Below are 26,799 nucleotides of genomic sequence, written 5' to 3' on the forward strand. Positions count from 1 at the left end.
GCCCCCTGCAGGGGGCAACGGCCTTCGCCGTTCGCTCAGGTCAGGTCAGGTCAGGTCAGGTCGGATCAGACCGGGTCGGCTCAGAGCGCCACGCCGAGCAGGGCGTTCACCGCGCGCGACACCAGCCCGGGGGCCCCGGTGTCGGTGCCGCCCTCGGCGGCCTGGAGCGCCGCCCAGCGGTCCACCACGGCGAGCGCGGCGGGCGCGTCCAGGTCGTCGGCCAGCGCCTCGCGGATCTCCTCGACCAGGGCGTCGGCGGACGGGCCGTCCGGCCGCGACACGGCCGCGCGCCACCTGCCGAGCCGCTCGACGGCCTGCTCGAGGACGGCGTCCGTCCACTCCCAGTCCGCGCGGTAGTGGTGGGCCACAAGGCTGAGGCGTATGGCGGCCGGGTCGACGCCGTCCCGGCGCAGCTGCGAGACGAAGACGAGGTTGCCCTTGGACTTGGACATCTTCGCGCCGTCGAGCGCCACCATGCCGGCGTGCACATAGGCCTTGGCCATCGGGAACTCGCCGGTGAGCACCTGGGCGTGCGAGGCGCCCATCTCGTGGTGCGGAAAGGCGAGGTCGGAGCCGCCGCCCTGGACGTCGAAGCCCATGCCGAGGTGGTCCAGCGCGATCGCGACGCACTCGATGTGCCACCCGGGCCGTCCGCGGCCGAGGCTGCCGCCGTCCCAGCTGGGCTCCCCGTCGCGGGCCGAGAGCCACAGGATCGGGTCGAGGGGGTTCTTCTTGCCGGGACGGTCGGGGTCGCCGCCGCGCTCCGCGGAGAGCGCGCGCATGGCGGCCGCGTCGAGGTGGGAGACGCTGCCGAAGTGCGGGTCGGCGTCGACGTGGAAGTAGACGTCGCCGTCGAGCTCGTAGGCGGCGCCCGCCTCGCGCAGCCGCTCGACCAGCGGGACGATCCCGGGGATCGCCTCGACCGCGCCGATGTAGTGGGCGGGCGGCAGCATCCGCAGGGCTGTCATGTCCTCGCGGAACAGGGTGGTCTCGCGCTCGGCGAGGGCCGTCCAGTCCTGACCGGTGGCCACGGCCCGCTCCAGCAGCGGGTCGTCGACGTCGGTGACGTTCTGGACGTAGTGGACCTGGCGCTTCGTGTCGAGCCACACGCGCTGCACGAGGTCGAACGCGTTGTAGGTGGCCGCGTGCCCCATGTGGGTGGCGTCGTAGGGGGTGATCCCGCAGACGTAGATGCGGGCGACCGGTCCGGGGTCCAGGGTTACCGGTCCACCGGTCGCGGTGTCGTGGAGACGAAGGTCGCGTCCCCTGCCCGGGAGGGCGGGGACGTCGGAAGCGGGCCAGGCATGCATGTCATGAGATTAACCGCCCGCGTCTTCGGCAAACGACCGGCGGGGTCCCACGGGACTGTGCCGTCGCCCACGCCGGGGGCCCGCAGCGCGCCCGCAGTGCGCCCGCCAGGGCCGGACGGCCGGCTCAGATCGGGGGCCAGGGGATGGCCGGCCACTCCCCGGAGGGCTCCGGGTGCCGTCCCGTGCGCAGCAGCTCCGCCACGCGCTCGCGCAGCGCGGCCAGTTCCTCGGCGGTGATCAGCTCGGCCAGCCGCGCCCCGAGGCCGCCGTCGCCGAGTTCCGTCTCCAGCTTGCGGAGCACGTCCACGGCCTCGTCGGTCAGCGGCTCCCCCGCCCAGCCCCACAGCAGCGTCCGCAGCTTGTTCTCGGCGTTGAACGTCACACCGTGGTCGATGGCGTAGAGCCCGCCCGCCGCCGTCGGCAGCAGGTGGCCGCCCTTGCGGTCCGCGTTGTTGATCACGGCGTCGAGCACCGCGAGGCGCCGCAGGCGCTCGTCGTCCGCGTGCACCAGCAGCGCGGTGCGGCCCTCGCCGACCTCCGCGAAGCCGACCGCCTTCCAGCCGGGCTCCGGCTCCTCGGCGTCCACGAGCGCGAGCAGGCCGTCGCCGCCGGCCTCGCCTTCCTCGGGGGTGTCGATCCACAGCTGGCACATGCCCTCGCCGTACGGTCCGTCGCGCAGCACCGTGGGCGGCACGAGGCCCCACCCGGTCGCCTCGGACACCAGGAAGGCGGCCACCTCGCGCTGGGCGAGCGTGCCGTCGGGGAAGTCCCACAGCGGGCGCTCCCCGGCGACCGGCTTGTAGACGCAGTGGGCGGTGGCGCCCTCGTGGGCGATCTCGCAGTAGAGCACGGCGTTCGAGGCGTCGCGCAGCCGTCCGCGGACCGTCAGTTCGCCGCGCGCGAGCAGTTCCGCCCCGGATATGCCGCCGTCGACACCATCGGCCGGCACGCCGCCGTTCAGCCCGCCGCCGATCGCCGGTACCCGTTCTGACGTGGGCATACGTGTCCTTCCGGGTCCAGGGGCAGGCTGCACAGGGGGCACGGGGGCCGCCCCGCGGCCACGACGTCCAGGGCGCGCTTGGCGAAGGTGCGGGCCTGGGCGCCGGTCAGGCGCACCCGCAGCAGGGGCGGCCCGTTCTCCTCGTCCTGGAGCAGCATCTCCTCCGCGGCCTCCAGGTCCTCCTCGTCGTCCGCCTCGATCTCGACGAGGGCCTGCGCCTCCAGGATCATGCGCTCCTCGGCGCCGTCCCAGGCGAGGGCCATGGTGCCGACCCGGAACTCCTCCTCGACCGGAGCCTGCAGGGGAGCGTTGTCGGCCAGCTCGCTGGGCGCCACGGCGGGTACGGGCGCGGCGCCGCCGGTGCGCCGCACGACCTCGTCCAGGAGTTCGTCGATACGTTCCGCCAGCGCCTCGACCTGGGTCTTCTCCAAGGCGACGCTGGTGGTCCGGCCGGCCGCGCTGGCCTGCAGGAAGAAGGTGCGTTGTCCGGGCTGGCCAACGGTGCCTGCGACGAAGCGGTCGGGCTTGTCGTAGAGGAACACCTGACGAGGCACGTCCTGCTCCGTTTGCTCGGTGTCTTCGAGGTCCGGTCCACCCTACTGCGGAAGCTGATCACGGTGCGCCCGCACCACCACCGACCTCCGCGTCCCCCGGCGCGGCCGTGGGCTGCTCGCGCGGCCGGAGCCCGTCGAGGCTGCCGGTGTCCCCGAGGCGGAGCAGGAAGGGCCGTTCCGAGGTGTAGCGGATGGCCGTCACCGAGCAGGGGTCGACGGCGATGCGCTGGAAGAGGTCGAGGTGCATGCCGAGTGCGTCGGCGACGACCGCCTTGATGACGTCGCCGTGCGAGCACATGACCCACAGCGCGTCGGGGCCGTGGGCCTCCTCCATGCGGGCGTTCCAGTCGCGCATGGCGTCGACGGCGCGGATCTGCATGGCGCGCAGCGACTCGCCGCCCTCGCCGGGGAAGACGGCGCCCGACGGATAGCGCTGCACGACTCCCCACAGCGGCTCGTCGGCGAGCTCGGCGAGCTTGCGGCCGCTCCAGTCGCCGTACGCGCACTCGGAGATCCGCTCCTCGACGTGGAGGGGGACGTCGGGCAGCACGTCCAGCAGCGGCTGGACCGTCTCACGGCAGCGCTGCAGCGGGCTGGTGACCACCGCCGCGGGCGGCAGGGACGCCAGCCGCGCGGCGAGGTCCGCCGCCTGGTCACGGCCGGTCTCGTCGAGGGCGACTCCGGGGAGCCGTCCGGCCAGCACGTTCTCGGAATTGGCGGTGGACCGGCCGTGCCGGACCAGGATCACGGTGGACATGACCGCCACCATACGGCCCGCCCGCGACCGGTGTGTCGGCGGCGATACGCGGAAAGAGACATACGTGATCGTGGACTGTGCCGTGTACCGCGACGGCGAGCGAACGGCGACACCCGCCGGCGTGGCCGAGGCCCTGGAAGCCGCGCGGGCCATGGAGGGTGCCTTCGTCTGGATCGGGCTGTACGAGCCCACGGAGAAGGAGTTCGACCTCGTCAGCCGGGAGTTCACGCTCCACCCGCTGGCGGTGGAGGACGCCCTCAGCGCCCATCAGCGCCCCAAGCTGGAGGTCTACGAGGGCTCGCTCTTCCTGGTGCTGAAGCCGGTGGCCTACGACGACGTGCGGGACACGGTCATCGCGAGCGAGCTGATGGTCTTCGTCGGGCACGACTTCGTCGTCACCGTGCGCCATGGCGAGGCGATCGCCCCCGGGGAGATCCGGCACCGCCTGGAGGCCGAGCACGAGATCCTCAAGCACGGCCCGAGCGCCGTGATGTACGCCATCAGCGACACCGTGGTGGACGACTACACGGTGGTGGCGGCGGACCTCCAGGCCGATCTGGAGGAACTGGAGGCGGAGGTGTTCTCCCCCGAGCCGCGCCGGACGGCCGGCAGCCGCGGCGCGGAGAGCACGGCCAGCCGGATCTACGCGTTCAAGCGCCAGTTGCTGGAGTTCCGCCGGGCGACCTCGCCGCTGATGCAGCCGATGATCCGGCTGTCCGCGGGCGCGGTGCCGTACGTGGCGTCCAGCACCCAGCCGTTCTTCCGCGATGTCGCCGACCACCTCACCCGGGCCAACGAACTGGTGGACGGCCTCGACCGGCTGCTCAGCGACATCCTGGGCGCCCATCTGACCCAGGTCGGCGTGCGGCAGAACGACGACATGCGCAAGATCTCGTCCTGGGCCGCCATGGCGGCCGTGCCGACCATGATCACCGGTGTCTACGGCATGAACTTCGAGCACATGCCGGAACTGCGCCAGGTGTGGGGCTATCCCGCCGTCCTGACGGTCATCGTGGTGGCCGAGATCCTGCTGTACCGGACGTTCAAACGGCACGGCTGGCTGTAGCCGGCCGAGCCGGCCGGTGCGCTCCTCGTGCCCGTCGCTACACGGCCGCCTCGGCCGCGGTGGCGGGCCCGCCGAGGGCGTCGCGCCGCTGCGGCATGGACAGCCGGACCATGCGCCGCCAGCCGCCGAGGCGCTCGTAGAGGTAGACGGCGTGGATGCCCGCGCGCAGCAGCGCGGACCGGCCCCGGGACCAGCCGAGTACCCGTCCCATGTGGGCCATGACGGCGAGGCTGACGTCGCGGTAGACGCGGATCTCGGCCAGCGCGCACGTGCGCAGGGTCTGCCGGATGACGCGGCCGTGCCCGGCGGCGGCGAAGCGCAGCAGTTCCTCGTGGCAGTAGGCGAGGTGGTTGTCCTCGTCCTGGGAGATCATGCGGACGGCGCGGCCGATGTCGGGGTGGTCGGCGAAGTGGCGGGAGAGCAGCGCCATCTGCTCGGAGGCGCGCTGCTCGGTGACACGGCTGTGGGCGAGGTAGGTGACGACGTCCCCGACGGTCAGCGGCTCGGCGCGGCGGAGCTTGTCGTGGGCGAGGCCGATGCCGCCGCGTTCCAGCAGCATCGTGTAGTCGGTGTCCGCGGGCACGGGGACGGGGTCCAGTCCGCGCTTGTGCAGCAGGGCGTTGAAGATCCGCCCGTGCTTGTCCTCGTCGGCGCCGTGCCGGGCGATCTTCGGCGCCAGGCCGCGCTCCGGCTCGGGCACCAGGGCGGCGATACGGCCGTTCTCCCAGCCGCCCTGCGCCTCGCCGCTCGCGGCGATCGAGCAGAAGAGCCGGAAGGAGTCGTCGTGGTCGAGGATCTCCTGGAACAGACTCCGGGCGGAGAGCATGTCGGAACCTCCTGGGCGAACCGGATGGAACCACCGGATGACTCGACGAATCAGTCATACGTAAATGAAGAGTCAAATGCCCCGGAAAGCCGGTGGCAACAGCCCCGCGCGTCAACTCGGCCGAACGGATGAGGACGATCGGGTGAGGGGTGCGTAACCCCTGGCGCTTTTGGGCGTTGAGTTTGGTGACGGCCGTGGCGGGGAAGACCCCCGAGCCCCCACCACGGCCGCGGAAACCGAGGGGTCCTGCGGCCGGCCCGGGCGCTCGTGATTTCATAGCCCCTCGGAGGGGTCACTACCTAGACATGTTCAGCAAGGCGACGCGGAGCCGCTCGACGGTGCGTCCAGCGGGCCCCGCGGGTTCGGACTGGGCTCCTTACGCACGCCTGGACGACGCGGCGCACGCCTATTTCCTGCACGCCGAGGTGGCCCTTGAGGCGATCGGCGGAGTCGTGGGCCGGCGGCGGGTACGCGGCTTCACCCTGGAACGCGTGGTGGACCTCACGGAGGCCGGCACATCGGTGTGGCAGGAGGCCGCGGTCTGCGACGGGCGGCGGCTGATCCTCTGGCACAGCGAGGAGGTCGCCGACGAGGACGCCCCCGGCGGCCGCGTCCTGGACTCCTCCGTGCAGGTGCTGCCCCTGGAGACCATCGGCCACGTCGGGATGCGCACCCTGGTGGGCCGCGACGAGCAGGGCGGGCGCGTCGACCGCGGGGTGTACGTGGTGCTGGCGACCGCGATGCCGCACGAGCTGAGCGCGGTGCGCGGGGACGCCGACGGGGCGATCGCCTCGGCCCGGTTCCGGCCGGAGGCATTCCGCTTCAGCAAGTCCCTGGAGGACGGCGGCCCCGGGCAGATAGCGCGCCTGATCGCCTTCGGACGGCTGCTGGGGCGGCTGGTCCCGGGCTGAGCCGGGACCGGCCGCCGCCGCGCGGTGCCGCCGGGACCTACTCGGCCAGCCCGGCCCGCTCCAGCGCCTCGACGCCCGTGCGCAGGGCCGTCATCCGCTCGTCCAGGGTGAAGCCCGCCGGGGCGAGGGTCAGCGTGGTCACACCGGCCGCGGCGTAGGCCTGCATGCGGTCGGCGATGCGCTCCACCGTACCGAGCAGGGTGGTGGAGTCGATCAGCTCGCGCGGGATCGCGGCCGCGGCGCCGTCCTTGTCGCCGGACAGGTACTTGTCCTGGATCTCGGCGGCCTCCTTCTCGTACCCCATGCGCTGCGCGAGCTTGTTGTAGAAGTTCTGCTTGCGGCTGCCCATGCCACCCACGTACAGCGCGGTGTAGGGGCGGAAGAGGTCGGCCAGCGCGTCCACGTCCTCGCCGACGGCGAGCGGGACCGTCGGGCAGACATCGAAGCCCTCCATGGTCTTGCCGGCCTTCTCGCGGCCCGCCCGGATGTGGCGCAGGGCGGTGTCCTCCAGGTGTTCGGCGGAGGGGAAGATCAGCAGCGCGCCGTCGGCCAGTTCGCCGGTCTGCTCCAGGTTCTTCGGGCCGATGGCCGCGATGTACAGCGGGATGTGCTCGCGGACGGGGTGCACGGTCAGCTTGAGCGCCTTGCCGGGGCCTTCCGGCAGCGGCAGCGTCCAGTGCTCGCCCTCGTGCGTCAGCCGCTCGCGGGACATCGCCTTGCGGATGATCTCCACGTACTCGCGGGTGCGGGCCAGCGGCTTGTCGAACCTGACGCCGTACCAGCCCTCGGAGACCTGGGGGCCGGAGACGCCGAGCCCGAGGCGGAAGCGGCCGCCCGACAGCGAGTCGAGGGTGGCCGCGGTCATGGCGGTCATCGCGGGCGTGCGGGCCGGGATCTGGAAGATGGCCGAGCCGACGTCGATGCGCTCGGTCTGCGCGGCGACCCAGGCCAGGACGGTGGGCGCGTCAGAGCCGTAGGCCTCGGCCGCCCAGCACACCGAGTAGCCGAGACGGTCCGCCTCCTTGGCGACGGCGAGGTTGTCCGCGTCCATCCCGGCGCCCCAGTAGCCGAGGTTGATCCCGAGCCGCATGGCAATCCCCTTACCGATGAGTAACGTCGTTGTTCCCCGGACCATATCGCCCCGACGGCGGCGCGACGCCTGTCGGGTACGTCACTCGGGCCCAATTAACGCCGTTGACCAGTAATGTCAGCCCTCATGGAGCAAAGGCACCTCGGCCGTACCGGACTGCGTGTGTCCCGGCTCGGGCTCGGCACGCTGACGTGGGGACGCGACACCGGCGAACTCGACGCCGCGGACCAGCTCAAGGCCTTCTGGGAGGCCGGTGGGACGCTTGTCGACACGGCCGACGTGTACGGCGACGGCAGCGCGGAGTACCTGCTCGGCCGGCTGGTCGAGGACCTCGTGCCGCGCTCGGACCTGGTGATCGCCACCAAGGCCGGCAGCGTGCCCGACCCCGACCGTCGCTTCAACGCCTCCCGCGGCCACCTGCTCGCCGCCCTGGACGCCTCGTTGCAGCGGCTCGGGACGGACTACGTGGATCTGTGGCAGGTGCACGCGTACGACCCCACGACCCCGCTGGACGAGACGCTGCAGGCCCTCGACCTCGCCATCACCTCGGGCCGCGCCCGCTACGTCGGCGTCTCCAACTTCTGCGGCTGGCAGCTCGCCAAGGCCGCCACCTGGCAGCGGGCCGTGCAGACGCGGACGCCGCTGTCCAGTACGCAGATGGAGTACTCGCTGCTCCAGCGCGGCATCGAGCGCGAGGTGCTGCCCGCCGCGCTGGACCTCGGGGTGGGCCTGCTGCCCTCCTCCCCGCTCGGACGCGGCGTGCTGACGGGCAAGTACCGGCACGGCACCCCGTCGGACTCCCGGGGCGGCTCGGAGGACATGGCGCCCTTCGTCGCGCCCTACCTCGACGAGACGGCCCGGCTCATCGTGGACGCGCTGGCCATAGCGGCCGACGGGCTGGCCGCCTCGCCGCTCCAGGTGGCCCTGGCCTGGGTGCGGGACCGCCCCGGGGTCGCCGCGCCGATCGTCGGAGCGCGCAACGCCCAGCAGCTGGCGGCGGCGTTGTCAGTGGAGGCCCTTAGTCTTCCCGAAGAGATCTGCCAGGCGCTGGACGACGTTTCGGCGCCGCTGCACCGCTATCCGGACCACGACTGGAGCACGCTGTGAGCGTCCTCCGGAGGTAGTCCGCCCTACTACGGAGGCCACCGTGACCGAGGACCGCGACGACCGCGAGGACACCGCCGGTGCCGCGGACGGCATCGGCGAGGACGCGCCGCCGGCCCGGCGCCCGCGCCCGTCCACCGAAGGCGTCGGCTCGCAGCTGCCCGAGGAGCTGACGGACCTGGCGGCCGCGGTGCGGGCGATCGAGCGCGGGGAGCGGCCGGCGGCCGTTCCCAGGGGCCGTGCCGCCCCGGCACGCCCGGCCCCGGAGCGTTCGCCGGTGCCCGCGCCCGCCCCCGCCGTGATGGCCCCTGCCTCCGTTCCCGCCGTGCTCAGCGGGGACGCGGTGGCCGCCGCGCGCACGGTGCTCGCCGCGGGCGGCGCTCCGGAGGGGCTGGCGGAGGCGGCTGTGGCGGTGCTCGGCGAACGGGCCGGCGAGGTGTTGCGCGAGGACCCGTGGCAGGTGCTGTCCGTGCCGGGGGTCCGGGTGGACCAGGCCGACGGCTTCGCGAAGGCACTGCTGGGCGGCTCCGCGGGCCCGGACGACGAGCGCCGGGTACAGGCCCTGGTCGTCCGGCTGCTGGAGCAGGCGGCGGAGCAGGGGCACACGGCGGTCGAATGGTCCGTGCTCGGCGCGGCCCTGGGCCGGCACGCGGTCAACGCCACCGACGACGCGCTCAAGGCGGCCGTGACGGACGGCTCGGCGCTGCTCTTCCACGTCCCCGACGAGAGCGCCGGACCCGCGCAGGCGACGGCCGCCGACGACGAGGACGACGAGCGGCCGGTGCGGCTGCTGCTCGGCCTGGACCGGTGGGCGATGGCGGAGGAGAGCCTCGCCGACGGCCTGATGCGGCTGCTCAACACCTTCTCCCCCGGCGAGGGAGCGGACTGGGAGGGCGCGGCCGCCGCGGCACCCTCCTCGTCCGCGGGCGCGCTCGTGCGCGCGGCCGCGGGCAGCGGCCTCGTGGTCCACCAGGGCGCCGAGGAGGCCCGCGCCGAACCCGCCGCCCTGGTGGCGGCCGCCCGGGCGCTCGGCCTGCGCGCCTACGCCGTCGCGGCCACCGAGGACGGCCGCGGGCGGCTGGCCGAGGCGGGCGCGGGCGAGGACGCGGTGGCCACCTTCGCGGGGCTGCTCGCCGGCCACGAGGGGCCCGGCCGGGACGAGGACGGGACGCTGGCGCTGGACCTCCTGGCGGTCCTGGACGCGCCGCAGCTGGACGTGGAGGCGGCGGCGACCCTCGTGGAGGCCGTGCCCGACGGCGCACGGCTGATCCTCTCCGGCGACCCGGGCGCGCTGTGGTCCGCCGGCCCCGGGCGGATTCTCGCCGACCTGGCCGCCGCCAAGGTGTGCCCGCAGGTCGCCTCGCGCACACCCGACCCGGGGCCGATCGGCGAGCTGGTCTCGGGGATCGGCATCGGTGAACTCACGCAGGTGGAGGCGCCCGAGAAGGAGGTCGTGATCGTCCCGGTGCGCGACCCCGGGGAGGCGGTGCACCGCACGGTGCAGCTGGTCGCGGACTCCGTGCCCCGGGTCATCGGAGTGCCCGCGGAGAGCACGCAGGTCATCACCCCGGGCCATGGCGGCGCCGCCGGTACCCGGGTGCTCAACGCGGCGCTCAAGGAACGGCTGAACCCCGGCCCCGGCCGCTTCGGCGGCTTCGACCCCGGGGACCGGGTGCTCCTCACCCCCGCCCCCGGCAGGACCGTGCCGGGCACCGTGGCCGGTGGCGGCGACGAGGGCCTGCGCGTGGACTGCGACGGGGCCGCCGTCGTCGTTCCGCCCGACGCCGTCGCCGCGCAGGTGCGCCACGGCTGGGCGATCACCGCACACCAGGCCGCCGGGCGCCGCTGGCCTGCCGCGGTCGTGGTACTGCCGGGCGACGCGGCTCAGGCCCTCACCCGGGCCTGGATCTACACCGCCTTCGGCCGGGGCGAGCGGCACCTGTCCGTCGTCCAGGGCGTCGATCAGGCGCTCCCCCGCGCCGTCGCCGAGATCCCGGCCCGGGAGCGCACCACACGGCTGCGCGACATCCTCCGCGAGCAGGCGGCGTCCGCGCAGTAGCGCGCGGCGCGGGGGCCCGGGCAAGCCCGGGCCCCCGCGCGGTCCGTCATGCCTCGCTGCGGTCCTCGCCGAGCGCGTCGCTCTCCTCGTCGAAGACCGCGCTGACGTCGAACCGGCAGATCAGGTGGCGCGGATCGGCCTGCTCGAAGGGGGTGGCCAGCCACTCCCCCGGCTCCGCCGCCTCCACCGCGGTCACCCAGACCGTGGAGTCGCCCTCCTCCAGGCCGAACTCCTTGTGCCGCTCGGCGATCTCGTCGGGCTCGTACTCCCCGAACAGGGCCCCGATCGCGGCCGCGACATCGGTGCCGCCCTCGTCCTCGGGGTCGGTGTCGGCGACGCGTTCCGCCTGCTTCACCAGCCGCTGCGGATCGCCCACGGTGTAGTCGCGGCGGATCAGGACGCTGATCGCGCCCGGCTGCTCGGGACCGTCGTACTCGGGCAGCGTGTCCCCGAGCGGCACCTCGAAGGGGGTGACCTCGTCATAGGCGTCGTAGAGCAGCTCGTCGTAGGCCTCGGCCGCCGAGGCCAGGGCCTCGAAGGCCTGGTAGACCGCGGGATCGTCCTCCCCGGTGCGGTGCTCGACCGCGGCCAGGTGGCGGTCCAGAGCGGCCTTCACCGCCTCGACGGCGGCTCGTACCTCGGCAACAGCGGGCAGCGCGGCATCAGACATGCGGAAGACGCTATCCGTAGTGAGGCGCTCCCCGCACAATAGATGCGATGCCTGAATACGAATTCAGAGATGTGTACGTGCCACGGGGCGTCTCCCGCAAGGAGGCCCAGCGGCTCCTGACCGACCATGCGGAGTACGGCCACTGGGAGTTGGACCGTCTCCGCCTCTATCCGGACGGCAGTCGCCGGGTACGGCTGCGACGAAGAATCATCCGCCAGGTCCGCGCCACATGGTGATGCACACCACATGAAGCGGGGCCCCGCGCCGGCGGGGCCCCTTCCTCACATGCCGCCCCACAGGGGAGACGGAGGCGTTCAGCGACGGGCCGCGCGGGCGCGGCGGAAGAGCACGGCGCCGCCGAGCAGCAGGCCTGCGCTGGTGAGCAGCGCGGTGCTGACGTCCTCGGTACCGGTCTGGGCCAGGCTGGGGCCGCCACCGCCCGGGACGCCGGCCGGCTCCGGGTTGTTGTGCTCCGGGTAGTCGTCGTTGCCGCGCGGGATGTTCCGGTGCGGGCGCGGGTGGTGCCCGTGGCCCTTGCCGCCGCCGCCGTAGTGGCCGCCGTGGCCGCCGGCGTTCACGCAGGTGTTGCCGACCGCCGGGTTGAGCAGACCGACCACGTCGACCGAGTTGCCACAGGCGTTGACCGGGATGTTCACCGGCGCCTGGACGGCGTTCCCGGAGAGGATGCCGGGCGAGCCGACCGCGGCGGCGTGGGCCGACGCGCCTCCGTGACCGTAGCCACGACCGTCGCGGTCGCCACCGAAGCCGCGTCCGTGACCGCCGTCGTTGCCGCCGAATCCGCGGCCGCCGTCGTTGCCGCGACTGCCGAACGCGGAGTCGACACCGCGGTCGGAACCGCCCCGGCCGTCCTTGTCGCGGTAACCGCCCACGGGCTTGTGGAAGCCCTTCTTGTAGACGCGGACCTCGCGGCGCTCGGGGGAGCCGTTGACGCAGGTGTTGCCGGCCGCCGGGTTGAGGAGGCCGATCACGTTGATGGTGTTGCCGCAGACGTTCACCGGGATGTTCACCGGAACCTGGATCGCGTTGCCGGACGCGATGCCCGGCGAGCCGGCGGCGACGCCGGACGCGTTGGAGTCCGCGTAGGCGGCCATACCGCCGGTCACGGCGAGCACGCCGCCGGTCGCGACCGCGGTGAGAAGCCCCTTTTTCGCGACTTGTCGCATGGAATGTCCCTGCCTTGCTTTTCCAGATACGGAAACCGGCGGGCAATGCCCGCCGGGGGAATGGTCGCCCCCCCGGACGTCAGAACTTCGCCTCCCCCTACCGGGTCGGCCCCGGAAGCGCACAGGGCATTTCCGGGGCCGACCGGTTTCAGGCCTCCAAGGAGGCCTGAGAGAAAGTCACTTGCCGTCCTTGTCGACGTAGCCGCCACCGATGGGCTTGTGGAAGCCCTGCTTGTGGAAGCCCTTCTTGTAGACGCGGACCTCGCGGTGCCCGAAGGACCCGTTGATGCAGACGTTGCCCGCCGCCGGGTTGAGGAGGCCCACGATGTTGATCGTGTTGCCGCAGAGGTTGACCGGGATGTTGACCGGAACCTGAATCAGGTTCCCGGACAGCACGCCCGGCGAGCCGGCGGCCACGCCGTTCGCGTGGGAGTCCGCGTGGGCCATGCCGCCGGTGACGGCGAGCGCTCCACCGGCCGCGACCGCAGTGATCAGCGCCTTCTTTGCAACCTGTCGCATTGTCTTTCCTTGCCTTGCTCTTCCGGATACGGAAACCGACGGGCGATACCCGCCGGGGGAATGAATGACCCCCCGGACACAAAAACCGGCACTCCCCCAGCCGGGGCGGCCCCGAAGCCCTAGCGGGGCTTCACGGGGCCGACCGGATCAGGCCTTCGAAGAGGCCCGACGCGATGTCACCTGTTGAAGCAGACGTTGCCGACGGCGGGGTTCAGCAGGCCCACGATGTTGATCGTGTTACCGCACAGGTTGACCGGGATGTTCACCGGAACCTGGATCACGTTGCCCGACAGCACGCCCGGGGAACCGACCGCGGCCCCCTGAGCGCCGGAGTCGGCGACGGCCACGCCGGCACCCGCAGCCACGAGCCCACCGGTGACCACGGCAGCAGCGACGACCTTCTTGATCATTCTTCCTCCTCGTTGGCAAAACGGCCCCAACTTCGGACCGCACAGGACCCAACGAGTGGAAACAAGGCGCGCTACTGCCGCTGGGATTCATTCACTCTTTTCGGCTAAGCGGCAAGAAATGTCGATAATTGGCGAGTCGTTTCAACTGCTCGCGAGGAAGCGGTCGAGCACCCGCACTCCGAACTTCAGACCGTCCACCGGTACCCGCTCGTCGACGCCGTGGAACATCCCCGCGAAATCGAGGTCGGGCGGCAACTGCAGCGGCGCGAAGCCGAAGCAGCGGATGCCCAGGTCGTCGAAGGACTTGGCGTCGGTCCCGCCGGACAGGCAGTACGGCACGGCGCGGGCGATCGGGTCCTCGGCCTTCAGCGCGGCCTGCATGGCCTCGACGAGCGCCCCGTCGAACGAGGTCTCCAGCGCCTTGTCGGAGTGCAGGTCCTCGCGCTTGACCCGCGGACCGAGGACGCGGTCCAGATCGGCCAGGAACTCCTTCTCGTAGCCGGGCAGGAAGCGCCCGTCGACGTGCGCGGTGGCCTGGCCGGGGATCACGTTGACCTTGTAGCCGGCGCCCAGCATCGTCGGCGCGGCGGTGTTGCGCAGGGTGGCCCCGATGATCTTCGCGATGCCGCCCAGCTTGGCCAGCGTCGCCTCCATGTCCTCGGGGTCCAGCTCGGTCCCGAGGGCGTCGCCCAGTTCGTCGAGGAAACCGCGCACGGACTTGGTGACGCGCACCGGGAACTGGTGCCGCCCGAGCCGGCCGACCGCCTCGCACAGCTCGGTGATCGCGTTGTCGGTGTTGGTCATCGAGCCGTGGCCGGCGGTGCCGTCCACGGTGAGCCGCATCCAGTGCATGCCCTTCTGGGCGGTCTCGATCAGGTAGAGCCGCACGTCCTCGTTGACGGTGAAGGAGAAGCCGCCGACCTCGCCGATCGCCTCCGTGACGCCCTCGAAGAGCTCCGGGTGCTTGTCGACCAGGTAGCGGGCCCCGTAGACGCCGCCGGCCTCCTCGTCGGCGAGGAAGGCGAGCACGATGTCGCGCGGCGGGCGGCGCCCGCTGCGCAGCATGTCGCGCACGACCGCCAGGGTCATCGCGTCCATGTCCTTCATGTCGACCGCGCCACGGCCCCACACACAGCCGTCGGCGATCTCGCCGGAGAACGGGTGGTGCGTCCAGTCGTCGGCGTTGGCGGGCACGACGTCGGTGTGGCCGTGGATGAGCAGGGCGGGCCGCGACGGGTCCTCGCCGGCGATGCGGGCGACGGTGGAGGCCCGCCCCTCGTGCGACTCGAAGATCTGCGGTTCGAGGCCCACCTCGGCGAGCTTCTCGGCGATGTACTCGGCGGCGGCCCGCTCGCCCGGTCCGGAGTGGTCGCCGTAGTTGCTGGTGTCGATCCGGATCAGGTCACGGCAGAGGTCCGCGACCTCGTCCTCGCCGGTGATCGTGGGGGCGGCCGAGTTCGACTCGCTCACGCTGTCTCCTTCGTTCGTCGATCTCCCCATCCTCCCCCGCCTCCCCACCGGGCCGCGAGGCCCCCCGGGCCCCGTCACACGGCCGTCACACGGCCCCGCCCGGCGGGTTGATCGAGGGGCCCCGGATGTTTGCTATTGTTTTCCACGTCGCCGGGCCCGTGAGGCAGGCGGCGCACACCTTGTCCGGGTGGCGGAATGGCAGACGCGCTAGCTTGAGGTGCTAGTGCCCTTTATCGGGCGTGGGGGTTCAAGTCCCCCCTCGGACACCATGTGAAGCCTGTGGGCGGTACGGCCGGGGTACGGCGGTTCCGCCCTTCGGCGTTTCCGGGCGCGGGATCGCGACCGTGATCACGACCGGGCCGGGCCCGGCGCTCTCCGCATGCCGACCGCTGCGGACCGTGGCACGCTGGTTCCGAAGAGTAAGGAGCCCACCATGGCCACTCCGCGAACGGACGGCTCCGCGGCTTCCGGATGGATCGTCTTCGCCGCCGTCCTGATGATCTTCGGTGGCATCTCGGCGATCCTCCAGGGCGTCGCCGCGATCGCCAAGGACAGCGTCTTCGTCGTGACCAATAACTACACCTTCCGGTTCGACCTGAGCGCCTGGGGCTGGATCCACCTCGTCCTCGGTGTGCTGGTCGTCCTCGTCGGGCTGCTGCTCCTGCGGGGCGCGCTGTGGGCGCGCATGGCCGGCGTGGCGCTCACCGGCCTCGCGATGGTGGCGAACTTCGTGTGGCTGCCGTACATCCCCTTCTGGGCACTGGCGATGATCCTTCTCGACGCCGCCGTCATCTGGGCCCTGTGCACCGCTCCCGGGCGCAGGCCCGCGGCGGTCTGAGGCCGCCGCCGATTCAGCCGACTGGTCGCGCTGCGGGTGACAGGGGCCGGCGCACGCGGCAGCGTTGGCCTCAGTACCGGTCCCCCGTACAGACGAGGACGCTCACCATGGCCGCTCTCCGCCGGCCCGGCCTTCACGCCGGCGCCCTGCTCCTGCTCCTCGGCACCGCGGCGTGCTCCGGTATGACCCACCAGGCCGTGGGCAACCTGATCTACACGACCACCGACGGCAAGCCGCAGCAGATCGACAGCCCCTCGGTCGACGGGTGCCATCCGCTGACGGCCCCCGGGGCGAAGTCCGTCGACAACAACACCGTGAACGACGTGATCCTCTACACCCTGGAGGACTGCCACAACGCCACGGGGACCAGCCAGTTCTACCTGCCCTCGCAGACCAGCGACCCCGGCGTACCCGGCCAGACCCCCTGGAAGAGCTTCACGGTGGTCGGCGGAAGCCACTAGGGACGGTGCCGCGGTGACCGCCATGACGGACGCGCAGGACGGGCAGGACGCGCCGGCCGCGGCGCCCGGCGAGCGGGAGTACCTCTCGCCGCGGGAACGCGCCGCGCTGGGCCGGGCCGCCCGGCGGACCACGCCCCGGTCGTGCCACGCGGAGTGGGCGCCGTCGCCCCGGCGGGCCGACCCGGTCGACGTGATCGAGGAACAGTCCGCGCGGCGGGTGCCGGAGCTCGTGCCGATCCGGTACGGCCGGATGGCCGAGTCGCCGTTCCGCTTCTACCGCGGCGCGGCGGCCGTCATGGCGGCGGATCTCGCGGGCACGCCGGTGACGGGACTGCGCACGCAGTTGTGCGGAGACGCGCACATGCTCAACTTCCGGCTGCTCGCGTCGCCGGAGCGGCGGCTGATGTTCGACATCAACGACTTCGACGAGACGCTGCCCGGCCCGTGGGAGTGGGACGTCAAGCGCCTGGCCGCCAGCCTCGTCATCGCCGGGCGGGCCAACGGGTTCTCCGCCAAGAAGCGTTCGGCGACCGTCCTGGCCGCCGTCGGGGGCTACCGCGAGCACATGCGCCGCTTCGCCGGGATGGGCAATCTCGACGTCTGGTACGCCCACTTCGAGGCGGACCAACTGCAGGAGCGGTTCGCCCCCCTGCTGGACGCCCGGGACCGGGCGCGCTGGGAGCGTTCGCAGGAACGGGCCCGCTCCCGCGACAGGCTGCAGGCGTTCGCCAAGCTCACGCACGTCGTGGACGGCGAGCCGCGCATCGTGCCGGATCCGCCGCTGCTGACGCCGCTGCGCGATCTGCCGGACGCCGCGGGCTCCGGGGTGGAGCGCGAGCTCGGGCGGCTGATCGAACTTTACGGACACACCCTGCAGTCCGACCGCCGTGCGCTGCTGGAGCAGTACCGGGTCGCCGACATCGCCCGCAAGGTGGTCGGCGTGGGCAGCGTGGGGACGCGCTGCTGGATCATGCTGCTGCTCGGCAAGGACGACCAGGACCCGCTGTTCCTGCAGGCCAAGGAGGCCGACGAATCGGTGCTCGCCCGGCATGCGGGCACCTGCCTGCAGCGGACGCAGGGCGAGCGTGTGGTGGCCGGGCAGCGGCTGATGCAGGCGACGAGCGACATCTTCCTGGGCTGGGAACGCGTCCACGGCGTCGACGGGCGCCGACGGGACTTCTACGTGCGCCAGTTGCGCGACTGGAAGGGCATCGTGGAGGCCGAGACGATGTCGCCCGAGGTGATGGCCGTCTTCGGCCGGGTGTGCGGGGCCACGCTGGCCCGCGCGCACGCGCGGTCGGGGGACCGGATCGCGATCGCCGCCTACCTGGGCGGTGGCGAGGTCTTCGACCGGGCGCTGGCGGACTTCGCCGAGTCGTACGCCGACCAGAACGAGCACGACCACCAGGCCCTCCTGGACGCCGTGCGGACCGGCCGGGTCACCGCGCGGGCCGCCTGATCACGTCCCCTTCCCTCAACTCCCCCACGCCCCCGCTCAGTCGTCGACGCGGCCGAACGCCGGGATGTCCGGGCCCTGGGGCAGCAGTTCGGTGGTGACGAAGGCGACCACGGCCGCCAGCACGACCACCGGCACCGAGTCGGCGTTGCCCAGCAGGAGGACGACGAGCACGACCGTGCTGACGGGCAGCCGCATCGCCGCGGCGCAGGAGGCGGCCATCCCCGCGGCCATGGCGGGCACGAGACCGAAGCCGGGCAGCGGGGCCAGGAGCACGCCGCAGGCCCCGCCGAGGAAGAGCGAGGGGAAGATCGGGCCGCCGCGCAGGCTGCCCAGGCAGAGGGCGTACGCCAGGGACTTGAAGACCAGTACGGCGACCAGGGCGGTGACCGGCCAGGCGTGGGGGTCGGAGGCGAGCTGCGGCAGCGTGCTCTGCCCGGACAGCGCCGCCTCGGCCGGCGAACGCCCGGTCAGCAGGGCGTAGCCGGCCACGCAGACACCCGCGGCCACCGCGCAGGCGACGGTGTTGCGCAGGGGACGGCGGGAGACGAAAACCGCCGCGTACCGGCCGCCGACGACGATCCAGTGGACGACGACGCCCACGGCCAGGCCCATGAGCACACCCCACACGACGTCGCCGACGTCCAGCGCGGACGGCCGGGGCAGGCCGATGTCCAGGCCGCCGGTCTTGAGGCCCGTCCACCGCCCGAAGCCGGTGAAGACGATGTCGCCGACCCCGCTGGACAGCAGGGCCGGCAGCATGACGGCGAACAGCTGCGGACCGCCGACGCCCGCGACCTCCATCAGCAGCACCGCCGCCACGAGCGGATTGCCGAAGATCGTCGCGATCGCGGCGGCCGAACCGGCGGCGCCCAGCAGCATGTTGCCGGTGGGGGTGGGCGACGACCGGACCAGGTTGCGGAAGACCAGGGCGATGCCGCCGCCGAACGCGATGAGCGGCGCCTCGGGGCCGAGGACGGCCCCCAGCGGCAGACTCGCCACGGCCGCCACCACGACCCCGGGCACCGCCGCGGCGGTGGCACCGCCCGAGTGCAGCCCCGACGCCGGGATGTGGCCGCCGCCGCCCGGGAACCGCGTGACGACGAGGCCCACGACCAGACCGGCGACGGCCAGCAGCGGGATCGGCCACCACCAGGGCGGCTGAGCGTGGCCGAGATGCCGCGGCCACTCCTGCCAGATCAGCTTCTCCAGTTCGTGGAGACCGACGAGGAACCAGAAGGCGAGGAAGGACACGGGGATGCCGAGCGCGGCGGAGGACAACAGCGCCTTGCGGTAGTGCGGCTGACGCAGCAGATCCCGCAACTGGACGGCTTCCTGCGGCTGGTTCGCGGTCCCGGCGATCGCCTTCCCCTCTCGTCGCGGCGCACCGTTCGCGACATGTGCGGCTTTCGCGACATTACCGACGCGAGCCGTCCGGCGGCCTCAGCCACGCTGGACGCTAGGGTGAGCCGACCGCGCGAGGAGGCGCGGCGCTGACGCGTATGGAGGTGCCATGGCCGCCCCCACCTGGGTCGCCGTGCCGGACGACTCCCCCTTCGGCGTGCGCAATCTGCCGTACGGGGTGTTCACGACCGCGGACCGGCCGCGCGAGCGGCGGATCGGCGTGGCCGTCGGGGAGTACGTGCTCGACGCGGGGGCGGTGACCGCCGGGCGGCCCGACGACACCGCGGCCCTGCTGTCGGCGCCCTCGCTCAACCCGCTGCTGGCTGCGGGCCGGCCGGCGTGGACGGCGGTCCGCGCGCTGCTCACCGACTGGCTGACCGACCCCGCGCACCGCCCGGCGGTCGAGCCGCACCTGCTGCCGCGGACGGCGGTCGCGCTGCACCTGCCGTTCGAGGTGGCCGACTACGTCGACTTCTACGCCTCCGAGCACCACGCCACCAACGTCGGCCGGATCTTCCGGCCCGGGGGCGAGGCGCTGCCGCCCAACTGGAAGCATCTGCCGATCGGTTACCACGGCCGCAGCGGCACGGTGGTGGTCTCCGGCACGTCTGTCGTGCGGCCGAGCGGCCAGCGCCGGGCGCCGGGCGAGGCCGTCCCGGACTTCGGGCCGTCGCGGCGGCTGGACGTCGAGGCGGAGATCGGCTTCGTCGTCGGGGGCCCGACCGCGCAGGGCACGCCCGTGCCGCTCGCCGACGCGGAGGACCACGTCTTCGGCGTCTGCCTGGTCAACGACTGGTCGGCCCGCGACATCCAGGCCTGGGAGTACGTGCCGCTGGGACCGTTCCTCGGCAAGTCCTTCGCGACCTCCGTCTCGCCCTGGGTGGTCCCGCTCGACTCGCTCGACGCGGCCCGTGTCGCCCCGCCGGCCCGCGACGCGGCACTGCTGCCGTACCTCGACGACCTGGACGGCTCCACCCCGCCGCGCGGCCTGGACATCGCGCTGGAGATGCGAGTGTGCGGCGAGGTGGTCTCGCGGCCGCCGTTCGCCACGATGTACTGGACGTACGGGCAGATGCTCGCCCACATGACCGTGAACGGCGCCTCGTTGCGGGCCGGGGACCTCTTCGCCTCCGGCACCGTCAGCGGGCCCGAACGGGCGCAGCGCGGCGCGCTCATCGAGCTGACGTGGAACGGCGAGGAGCCGCTGAAGCTCGCCGACGGGACGGAGCGGACGTACCTGGAGGACGGCGACGAGGTCGTGATCACGGCCACCGCGCCCGGCCCGGACGGCACGCGGATCGGCTTCGGCGAGGTCGCGGGCCGGGTGGTGGCCGCGCGGGCACAGGGGTGAGCCGCCTGAAGGCGCACGGGTATTGACCGGTTCCGGGCTCTGTCGGTGCACCGGGCCGTTGTGATCTCCTACCCCTGTCGTTCCGCCGTCCGCCCCGGCCCGCAGGGAACCCATGCCCGAGACTCTGCCCTCCGCCCCTCCCGGAGACCCCGGCCGCGCGCCCGTCGCGCCGCTGCCGCGCGCGGTGCGGATCGGGTACGGACTGGGGTCGCTGGGAACGGGGGCGTTCGGCACGGTGCCAGGGCTGATCCTGCTCTACTACCTGACGAACGTGCTGGCCGTCCCGGCGGCCGTGGCGGGTGCGGCGGTCTTCCTCCCCAAGGCGTGGGACGTGCTGATCAACCCGCTGGTGGGGGCGGCCGCCGACCGCAGCCGCCTGCAAGGGGGTTCGCGGCGGCCGTTCCTGCTGGCCGGGGCGCTGACCCTGCCGCCGCTGTTCGCGCTGGTCTTCGCCGCTCCGCCGCTGCGGGGCGCGGCCGCGGCCGGCTATGTGGCCGTCTTCTTCCTGCTGGCCGCGACCGCCTACGCGGTCTTCCAGGTCCCGTACGTGACGATGCCCGCCGAGATGACCGAGGACGCCGGCGAGCGGGCCCGGGTGCTGGGCTGGCGGGTGGGTTTCCTCGGGGTGGCGATCCTGCTGTCGGGCGCGCTGGCCCCCGCGATCGCGCACGAGAGGGGCGACACCCCGGGCAGCTACCGGTTGATGGGCGTCGTCGTGGCGCTGCTGCTCATGGCCGGGACGCTCGGGGCCTGGCACTTCACCCGGCGGGCCCCGTCGGTCGCCCGCAGCGAGGCGGAGCCTTCCCTGCGGGCGCAGTTGGCGGCCGCCCGGGAGAACCCCGCCTTCCTCTTCCTGGTGGGCATGTGGGGGCTCCAGGCGCTCGCCGTCGGGATCATGCTGGCCGGGGTGCAGTACTTCGCCACGTACACCCTCGGCGCCGCAGGAGCCGTCACCCCGCTGTTCGCCTGCATGATCGGCCCGTTGGTGCTGGTGATGCCGCTGTGGAACCGGCTGGCCCGGGCGCGCGGCCCGAAGTACGCGCAGTGGTGCGCCTCGTCGCTGTTCGTCGCCGCGGCCGCGCTGCTCGGGCTCACCCCCCTCGCGGGCCCGGCGCTCGGCTACCCGGCGGTGGCTGCCGTCGGGATCGCTTACGCGGGGCTGCAGTTGCTGCCGCTGACGATGCTCGCCGACACCCTGGCCGCCGACGCGGTACGGACCGGGCGGCGCCGGGCGGCGACCTTCACGGGGCTGTGGACCGCCGCCGAGACCCTCGCGCTCGCGCTGGGCGCCGGGGTCTTCGCCCTGGTCCTGGCGGTGACCGGGTTCCGTTCCTCGGACGCCGCACACCATGTCGACCAGCCAGGCGCGGCCCTGACCGGCATCGCGTCCGGCATGAGCCTGCTGCCGGCCGCGCTCGCCGCGGCGAGCCTGTGGCTGCTGCACCGCTACCGGGAGGACGTCCCGGTCCCGGCGGCGGCCGCGCCCGACCCCGTCCGCACCGAGCCGTCCGAGGACATCGACGACCATGCCCACTGAGCCCGTTCCCTCCCCCGCGCTCCCCCACGGCCGGCCCGCCGAGGAGGTGCTGTCCGAGCTGCGGGCCCTGCGCGCGCAGGACGCCCCGACCCGCGGCGGGCGCACGTTCGCCTACGTCTACGACTCCGGGCTGGCCGGGGTGGACGAGCTGGCCGCCGCCGCGTACACGGCGTTCGCCACCGTCAACGGCCTGGACATGACCGTCTTTCCCAGTGTGGCCCGACTGGAGAACGACGTCGTGGGCGCGGCCGTGGCGCTGCTGGGCACGCCGGGCGCGCAGGGCACCTTCACCAGCGGGGGCACCGAGTCGATCCTGCTGGCCGTGAAGACCGCCCGCGACCACGCCCGCGCAGTAAGCGGGGTGACGGACCCCCAGCTCCTCCTGCCCTCGACCGCGCACGCCGCGTTCCACAAGGCCGCCTCCTACCTGGGCCTGGAGACGGTGACCGTCCCCGTGGACCGGGAGAGCCTGCGGGCCGACGCGGCGGCCATGGCGGCGGCGATCACCGGCCGTACCGCGCTCGTCGTCGCCTCCGCGCCCTCCTACGCGCACGGGGTGATCGACCCGGTGGCGGAGATCGCCGCCGCGGCGGCCGCGCGCGGCGTGCTCTGCCACGTGGACGCCTGCATCGGCGGCTGGCTCCTGCCCCATCTGCGGCGGGCGGGGCGGGAGGTGCCGCCGTTCGACCTGTCGGTGCCCGGGGTGACCTCGCTGTCGGTGGACCTCCACAAGTACGGCTACGCCGACAAGGGCGCCTCCGTGGTGCTGTACCGGGACGCGGAGCTGCGCCGCCACCAGTACTTCGCGCACGCGGGCTGGCCGGGCTATCCGGTGGTCAACCCGACCGTGCAGGGCACCAAGTCGGCCGGGCTGCTGGCCCAGGCGTGGGCGGTGCAGCGGCACATCGGCGAGGACGGCTACCGGGTGCTCGCCGAGCGGACCGCGGAGGCGGCCGACCGGCTGCTGCCGGGGCTGCGCGCCATGGAGGGCGTACGGGTGCTGGGCGACCCGGGGGCCGGACTCGTCGCCTTCACGCTGCTCGGGGCGGGCGGCGCGCCCGATCTCAGCCTGCTGCTGCACCTGGCCGACGAGATGCGCGAACGCGGCTGGTACCTCCAGCCCCAGCTGTCCTTCGACGGGCTGCCGCCGAATCTGCACCTCACCCTGACCCCCGCGTCGGCCGGCCTGGTCGACGCCCTGCTCGCCGACCTGGACGCGGCCCTGAAGACGGCACGGACCCTGCCGGCGGTGGCCGTGGACCCGGCGGTCACGCAGTTCGCGGCCGGGCTCGACCCCGACACCCTGGGGCCGGAGGAGGTCGAGGGAGTACTCGCCTTCGCGGGCCTCGGCAGCGGGTCGGGGCTGCCGCGGCGGATGGCCCCCGTGCTGATGCTGCTCGACGCCCTGCCGGGCCCACTCAAGGAGCGGCTGCTGACGGAGTTCGTCGGCTCGGTCTTCCGGGTGTGAGGCCTCGCGGGGGCGCGAGTGTCGCCCCCCGGGGCGGGGCCTCTGGAAGCGCTCCAGGAAGGCGCGTTCGGCGGTGGTGCCCGGTGCAGGCTGTGCTCGGGGCCACGGCGGAGCGCCACCGCGGCAGTCGCCCGGACCGCGCCCAGCCGTCGCGGACGTACTTCGTCTTCGGGACGGGCAGTTCGCGGCCGGGCGCCGCGGCGAACGCCGACCCCGGCGTCGTGCAGGGGAGTCACATGTCAGGAATGCCCGCACGGCCGGGGCGACTGTTTCCGGGACGCTTGGCCTCGGGGCGCCCGGCGGCGGCGAGTTCATCACGACCGCCCGCCACGACCGCGCGGAGAGCGACAAGACCAGGGAGGCCGTGGCCTGTGGGCGCGACATCCGGCGGTTCATCGCCGTGGCGCTGCCCGGACGCCGGCTGCACCCGGCAGCACAGCTTCACCGACGGCGTGTCCGGCTCGAGTTCGACCTCGAACCCGCCGAACAGTCCGTCGCCGTCATGCGCGCCCGCGAGCAGCGCGCCGCGGCGCTGTCCTTACGTCAGTGCCGTACGGGATCGCGGCGTCAGCGTTCGCGGCCCCGGGGCCTCAGCGGGGTCGCGGGCAGTTCCGGTGCGAGGAGCCGGTCGCCGTCGTAACCGTGGACCGCGCCGAAGGCGGTGCCGGTGTTCCACTCCTCGCGGGCCCGGGCGATCTCCTCGCCCGAACGGGCCACGAAGTTCCACCACATGACGAGCCTCTCCTCGAACGGCTCGCCGCCCAGCAGCATGACCGAGCCCTCGCTGTCCGCCCGCAGCGGCAACTCGGCGCGACCGCAGCCCAGATAGAGCATGGAGCCCGGCTCGACGGGCACCCCGTCGACGTCGATCCGGCCGGCCATGGCCAGCACGGCGTACTCGAAGTCGCGCTCCAGCGGCAGCCGTACCTCCGTGCCCTCGGTGAGGGCCAGGTCCGCGCCGATCAGGGGCGTGAAGGCGGAGCCGGGCGAGACGGCGGTGTCGAGCCCGCCCATGAACACCGTGGCCTGGAGGCCGCCCTGCCCGCCGGTGACGAGCGGGAGGTCGGCGTGGTGCTCGAACGACGGCTCGCGGTGCCGCTGCGCTTCGGGGAGGGCCACCCACAACTGCGCGCCGTGCAGCAGGCGGGCGTGCTCGCGCGGGGACTCCTCGGAGTGCGCGATCGCGCGGCCGGAGGTCATGAGGCCGAGTTCGCGGGGCCGCACGGTCCGCAGACTGCCGAGGCTGTCGCGGTGCAGCACCTCGCCCTCGTGCAGCCAGCTCACGGTCTGCAGGCCGATGTGCGGGTGCGGGGGCACCTGCATGCCGGGCTCGTCCGCAATGTCGTCCGGTCCGTAGTGGTCGACGAAGCACCACGCGCCGACCATGCGGCGGCCGAGGTTGGGCAGGAGGCGGCGCACTTCGGTGCTCTCGCCGAGCGGGACGACGCGGCCGGTCAGCAGGTCGCGGACGGGAGCGGCGGACACGTCCTCCCGGCCGCCGCACGTGGTCGGCCGGGGACGCGTGTCGAGGTTGCTCATGGGTTGATCATGCCTCGCGTCGCGGCGCCGGCAGCAGTACGGCGGGGATGTCGGCCTCCAGGCCGCGCAGCTGCTCCCCCAGCCCCTTGGCCTGCGGGTCGGGGCGGGTGGACGCGGCGACGCCCTCGCCGAGCAGGCCGTGCACGACGAAGTTGAGCGCCCGCAGATTGGCCAGTTCGTAGCGGCTGACGGGGAGCTTGGCGGCCTCCGGCACGAGCGCGCGCAGCCGTTCGACGTCGAGCCAGTCCCGCAGCCAGGCGTACGCGGCGTCGCTGCGGGCCCACAGGCCGACGTTGGCGTCGCCGCCCTTGTCGCCGGAGCGGGCGCCGACGACCAGGCCCAGGGGGGCGCGCACGGTGGGCCCGCCCGGCGCGACCGCGGCGGGCACCGCGGGTACGGCGACCGGTTCGGCCGCGGACACCCGCGGATGCGGCACGGGGATCCGGGTGCCGTCTCGGAGGACGACCTCGTGCCGGACCAGCTCCGCCGGGACCAGGGCGGGCCAGTGCACGCCGTACTCGGTGGCCCTGGGCGAGAAGTGCTCCATGTGCAGGCCGGGTGCCGTGGACAGGCCGGTGCCGACCACCGCGGAGAACAAGGCGCGGCCGGCCTTGTCCTTGTCGGCGTCCTTGACGGTGAGGGTGAGCCGGGCACCGGACGCGGTCGGCTCCGTGCGGACGTCGTACGTCCCGAAGCGCTCGGGTCCGCCGGTGGCGTCCAGCAGGGACGCCTCGGCGAACCGGGCCTTGGCCTCGATGTCGGGACCGGTCAGCACGAAGGTCGCCGTGTTGCGGTAGCCGCCGTGGTGGTTGACGCACACCTTGAGGGTGCCGGGAGCCGGCTCGCCGCGGGCGCCGCTGACCAGGACCCGGTCGGGGCCGAGCTGTTCCAGGGCGACGGTGTCGAAGCGGGTGACGACATCCGGGTTGAGGTAGGCGGGCCGGTCGATCTCGTACAGCAGTTGGGCGGTGACGGTCTCGACGGTGACGGCGCCGGCGGTGCCCTCGTGCTTGGTGATGACGGCGGAGCCGTCGGGGCGCATCTCGGCGATGGGGAAGCCGGGGTGCACGGGGCGGTCGATCTCGGTGAAGAAGGAGTAGTTGCCGCCGGTCGCCTGGGCGCCGCACTCGATGATGTGCCCCGCGGTGACGGCCCCGGCGAGCCGGTCCCAGTCGTCGGGCGCCCAGTCGAAGGCCCATGCCGCGGGGCCGACCACCAGGGAGGCGTCCGTGACGCGTCCGCAGATCACCACGTCGGCCCCGGCGCGCAGCGCCCGCGCGATGCCCCACGCGCCGAGGTAGGCGTTGGCGGTCAGCGGCCGCACGCCGGCGTCGGCGAGGGTGCGGCCGGTGGCGAGGTGCGCGAAGTGGTTCCCCTGCTCCTGGAGTTCGGGCAGCCGCTCCATGAGGTCGTCGCCCTCGACGTACGCGACCGACGGGCTCAGCCCGGCCAGGCCGGCCAGTTCGCCGAGCTTGGCCGCCAGCCCGGCAGGGTTGAGGCCGCCCGCGTTGACGACGACCTTGATGCCGCGCTCCAGGCAGGTGCCCAGCACGTCCCCCATCTGGGCGAGGAACGAGACCGCGTACCCCGCCGCCGGGTCGCGCTGCCGGGCCTTCCACAGCAGCAGCATCGTCAGCTCGGCGAGGTAGTCACCGGTGAGCACGTCGATGGGGCCGCCCTCGACCATCTCGCGGGCGGCCGAGAGGCGGTCCCCGTAGAAGCCGGAGCAGTTGGCGATCCGCAGGGTGTCTCGTCGCTGGGTCATGTCCCTCGCCGTCGGCGGTGTCGGTCTTCAGATGTGGTGGTGCGGCAGTG

24 protein-coding genes, 1 tRNA gene and 1 pseudogene are annotated in these 26,799 nt (G+C 73.3%); 12 read left to right on the forward strand and 14 right to left on the reverse strand.

From position 1 onward, the window contains the following. Positions 1-80: 80 nt before the first annotated feature. From mshC to ACFWVC_RS17995, 4 genes are all read right to left on the reverse strand, one after another. Positions 81-1,310 (reverse strand): cysteine--1-D-myo-inosityl 2-amino-2-deoxy-alpha-D-glucopyranoside ligase, encoded by a 1,230-nt coding sequence (mshC, locus tag ACFWVC_RS17980; RefSeq protein ID WP_384286194.1) that lies wholly within the window; start codon positions 1,308-1,310, stop codon positions 81-83. A gap of 124 nt (positions 1,311-1,434) precedes the next feature. Then, positions 1,435-2,310: an SCO1664 family protein gene (locus tag ACFWVC_RS17985; RefSeq protein WP_384286197.1), complete on the reverse strand. Its 876-nt coding sequence runs from the start codon at positions 2,308-2,310 to the stop codon at positions 1,435-1,437. Next, the gene (locus tag ACFWVC_RS17990; RefSeq protein ID WP_384286200.1) at positions 2,268-2,864 is read right to left on the reverse strand and encodes a DUF3090 domain-containing protein; all 597 of its coding nucleotides are present in this window, start codon (positions 2,862-2,864) and stop codon (positions 2,268-2,270) included. The genes ACFWVC_RS17985 and ACFWVC_RS17990 overlap by 43 nt, the downstream gene beginning before the upstream one ends. A gap of 58 nt (positions 2,865-2,922) precedes the next feature. Next, entirely contained in the window at positions 2,923-3,621 is a 699-nt protein-coding gene (locus ACFWVC_RS17995) for a histidine phosphatase family protein (RefSeq protein ID WP_384286203.1), read from the reverse strand. 64 nt (positions 3,622-3,685) lie between these two features. Here ACFWVC_RS17995 and ACFWVC_RS18000 point away from each other — a divergent pair, with 64 nt between their 5' ends. Continuing rightward, entirely contained in the window at positions 3,686-4,687 is a 1,002-nt protein-coding gene (locus ACFWVC_RS18000; protein WP_384286509.1) for a magnesium and cobalt transport protein CorA, read from the forward strand. 37 nt (positions 4,688-4,724) lie between these two features. Here the strand turns inward: ACFWVC_RS18000 and ACFWVC_RS18005 are convergent, their stop codons facing one another. Then, positions 4,725-5,513 carry a ferritin-like domain-containing protein gene (locus ACFWVC_RS18005; protein WP_384286209.1) on the reverse strand — a complete coding sequence of 263 codons (789 nt, stop codon included), beginning with the start codon at positions 5,511-5,513 and terminating at the stop codon, positions 4,725-4,727. Positions 5,514-5,818: 305 nt separating this feature from the next. On the opposite strand from ACFWVC_RS18005, the gene ACFWVC_RS18010 reads away from it, so the two are divergent. Then, positions 5,819-6,424 carry a hypothetical protein gene (locus ACFWVC_RS18010; RefSeq protein ID WP_384286213.1) on the forward strand — a complete coding sequence of 202 codons (606 nt, stop codon included), beginning with the start codon at positions 5,819-5,821 and terminating at the stop codon, positions 6,422-6,424. A 37-nt stretch (positions 6,425-6,461) separates the two neighbouring features. Here the strand turns inward: ACFWVC_RS18010 and ACFWVC_RS18015 are convergent, their stop codons facing one another. Further along, complete coding sequence (locus ACFWVC_RS18015) at positions 6,462-7,514, reverse strand: LLM class F420-dependent oxidoreductase (RefSeq protein ID WP_384286216.1); 1,053 nt, start codon at positions 7,512-7,514, stop codon at positions 6,462-6,464. 126 nt (positions 7,515-7,640) lie between these two features. Between ACFWVC_RS18015 and ACFWVC_RS18020 the strand changes: the two genes are divergently transcribed. Continuing rightward, positions 7,641-8,621, forward strand: a complete 981-nt coding sequence (locus ACFWVC_RS18020) for an aldo/keto reductase (RefSeq protein WP_384286220.1) — start codon at positions 7,641-7,643, stop codon at positions 8,619-8,621. After that, positions 8,593-10,677, forward strand: coding sequence for a helix-hairpin-helix domain-containing protein (locus ACFWVC_RS18025; protein ID WP_384286513.1), 2,085 nt, complete (start codon positions 8,593-8,595; stop codon positions 10,675-10,677). Before ACFWVC_RS18020 ends, ACFWVC_RS18025 begins: the two co-directional genes overlap by 29 nt. 46 nt (positions 10,678-10,723) lie before the next feature. On the opposite strand, the gene ACFWVC_RS18030 is transcribed toward ACFWVC_RS18025, so the two are convergent. After that, the gene (locus ACFWVC_RS18030) at positions 10,724-11,347 is read right to left on the reverse strand and encodes a hypothetical protein (protein WP_384286224.1); all 624 of its coding nucleotides are present in this window, start codon (positions 11,345-11,347) and stop codon (positions 10,724-10,726) included. A gap of 47 nt (positions 11,348-11,394) precedes the next feature. Here ACFWVC_RS18030 and ACFWVC_RS18035 point away from each other — a divergent pair, with 47 nt between their 5' ends. After that, the gene (locus ACFWVC_RS18035) at positions 11,395-11,583 is read left to right on the forward strand and encodes a DUF5703 family protein (protein ID WP_319661956.1); all 189 of its coding nucleotides are present in this window, start codon (positions 11,395-11,397) and stop codon (positions 11,581-11,583) included. 78 nt (positions 11,584-11,661) lie between these two features. Here ACFWVC_RS18035 and ACFWVC_RS18040 read toward each other — a convergent pair whose 3' ends face one another. The 4 genes and pseudogenes from ACFWVC_RS18040 to ACFWVC_RS18055 form a co-directional block, all read right to left on the reverse strand. Then, entirely contained in the window at positions 11,662-12,531 is an 870-nt protein-coding gene (locus ACFWVC_RS18040; protein WP_384286230.1) for a chaplin, read from the reverse strand. 270 nt (positions 12,532-12,801) lie between these two features. Further along, positions 12,802-13,050: pseudogene (locus ACFWVC_RS18045) on the reverse strand (chaplin); the annotation flags it as partial. Between the two features lie 176 nt (positions 13,051-13,226). Continuing rightward, positions 13,227-13,460 (reverse strand): chaplin, encoded by a 234-nt coding sequence (locus ACFWVC_RS18050; RefSeq protein WP_384286235.1) that lies wholly within the window; start codon positions 13,458-13,460, stop codon positions 13,227-13,229. Positions 13,461-13,601: 141 nt separating this feature from the next. After that, positions 13,602-14,930: a M20/M25/M40 family metallo-hydrolase gene (locus ACFWVC_RS18055; protein ID WP_384286238.1), complete on the reverse strand. Its 1,329-nt coding sequence runs from the start codon at positions 14,928-14,930 to the stop codon at positions 13,602-13,604. Between the two features lie 181 nt (positions 14,931-15,111). Between ACFWVC_RS18055 and ACFWVC_RS18060 the strand changes: the two genes are divergently transcribed. The 4 genes from ACFWVC_RS18060 (at position 15,112) to ACFWVC_RS18075 (ending at position 17,688) form a co-directional block, all read left to right on the forward strand. Beyond that, positions 15,112-15,199 (forward strand) — tRNA-Leu (locus ACFWVC_RS18060). Between the two features lie 164 nt (positions 15,200-15,363). Further along, entirely contained in the window at positions 15,364-15,768 is a 405-nt protein-coding gene (locus ACFWVC_RS18065; protein WP_384286242.1) for a hypothetical protein, read from the forward strand. Positions 15,769-15,875: 107 nt separating this feature from the next. Next, positions 15,876-16,229, forward strand: a complete 354-nt coding sequence (locus tag ACFWVC_RS18070; RefSeq protein WP_384286247.1) for a hypothetical protein — start codon at positions 15,876-15,878, stop codon at positions 16,227-16,229. Positions 16,230-16,251: 22 nt separating this feature from the next. Further along, positions 16,252-17,688 (forward strand): DUF2252 domain-containing protein, encoded by a 1,437-nt coding sequence (locus tag ACFWVC_RS18075; RefSeq protein ID WP_384286517.1) that lies wholly within the window; start codon positions 16,252-16,254, stop codon positions 17,686-17,688. A 36-nt stretch (positions 17,689-17,724) separates the two neighbouring features. On the opposite strand, the gene ACFWVC_RS18080 is transcribed toward ACFWVC_RS18075, so the two are convergent. Further along, complete coding sequence (locus ACFWVC_RS18080; RefSeq protein ID WP_384286252.1) at positions 17,725-19,008, reverse strand: chloride channel protein; 1,284 nt, start codon at positions 19,006-19,008, stop codon at positions 17,725-17,727. Positions 19,009-19,198: 190 nt separating this feature from the next. Between ACFWVC_RS18080 and fahA the strand changes: the two genes are divergently transcribed. The 3 genes from fahA (at position 19,199) to ACFWVC_RS18095 (ending at position 23,445) form a co-directional block, all read left to right on the forward strand. Continuing rightward, positions 19,199-20,440, forward strand: a complete 1,242-nt coding sequence (gene fahA / locus ACFWVC_RS18085) for a fumarylacetoacetase (RefSeq protein ID WP_384286257.1) — start codon at positions 19,199-19,201, stop codon at positions 20,438-20,440. 112 nt (positions 20,441-20,552) lie between these two features. After that, positions 20,553-21,977: an MFS transporter gene (locus ACFWVC_RS18090; RefSeq protein WP_384286260.1), complete on the forward strand. Its 1,425-nt coding sequence runs from the start codon at positions 20,553-20,555 to the stop codon at positions 21,975-21,977. Next, on the forward strand, positions 21,967-23,445 hold the full coding sequence (locus ACFWVC_RS18095; RefSeq protein ID WP_384286263.1) for a pyridoxal phosphate-dependent decarboxylase family protein: 1,479 nt from the start codon (positions 21,967-21,969) through the stop codon (positions 23,443-23,445). Before ACFWVC_RS18090 ends, ACFWVC_RS18095 begins: the two co-directional genes overlap by 11 nt. Positions 23,446-24,012: 567 nt before the next feature. On the opposite strand, the gene ACFWVC_RS18100 is transcribed toward ACFWVC_RS18095, so the two are convergent. Both ACFWVC_RS18100 and ACFWVC_RS18105 read right to left on the reverse strand, forming a co-directional pair. Continuing rightward, entirely contained in the window at positions 24,013-24,984 is a 972-nt protein-coding gene (locus tag ACFWVC_RS18100; protein ID WP_384286266.1) for a pirin family protein, read from the reverse strand. Between the two features lie 7 nt (positions 24,985-24,991). Further along, positions 24,992-26,749, reverse strand: coding sequence for an acyclic terpene utilization AtuA family protein (locus tag ACFWVC_RS18105; protein ID WP_384286271.1), 1,758 nt, complete (start codon positions 26,747-26,749; stop codon positions 24,992-24,994). Positions 26,750-26,799 lie beyond the last annotated feature (50 nt).

The sequence above is a fragment of the Streptomyces sp. NPDC058691 genome (assembly GCF_042714775.1).
Taxonomy (GTDB): domain Bacteria; phylum Actinomycetota; class Actinomycetes; order Streptomycetales; family Streptomycetaceae; genus Actinacidiphila.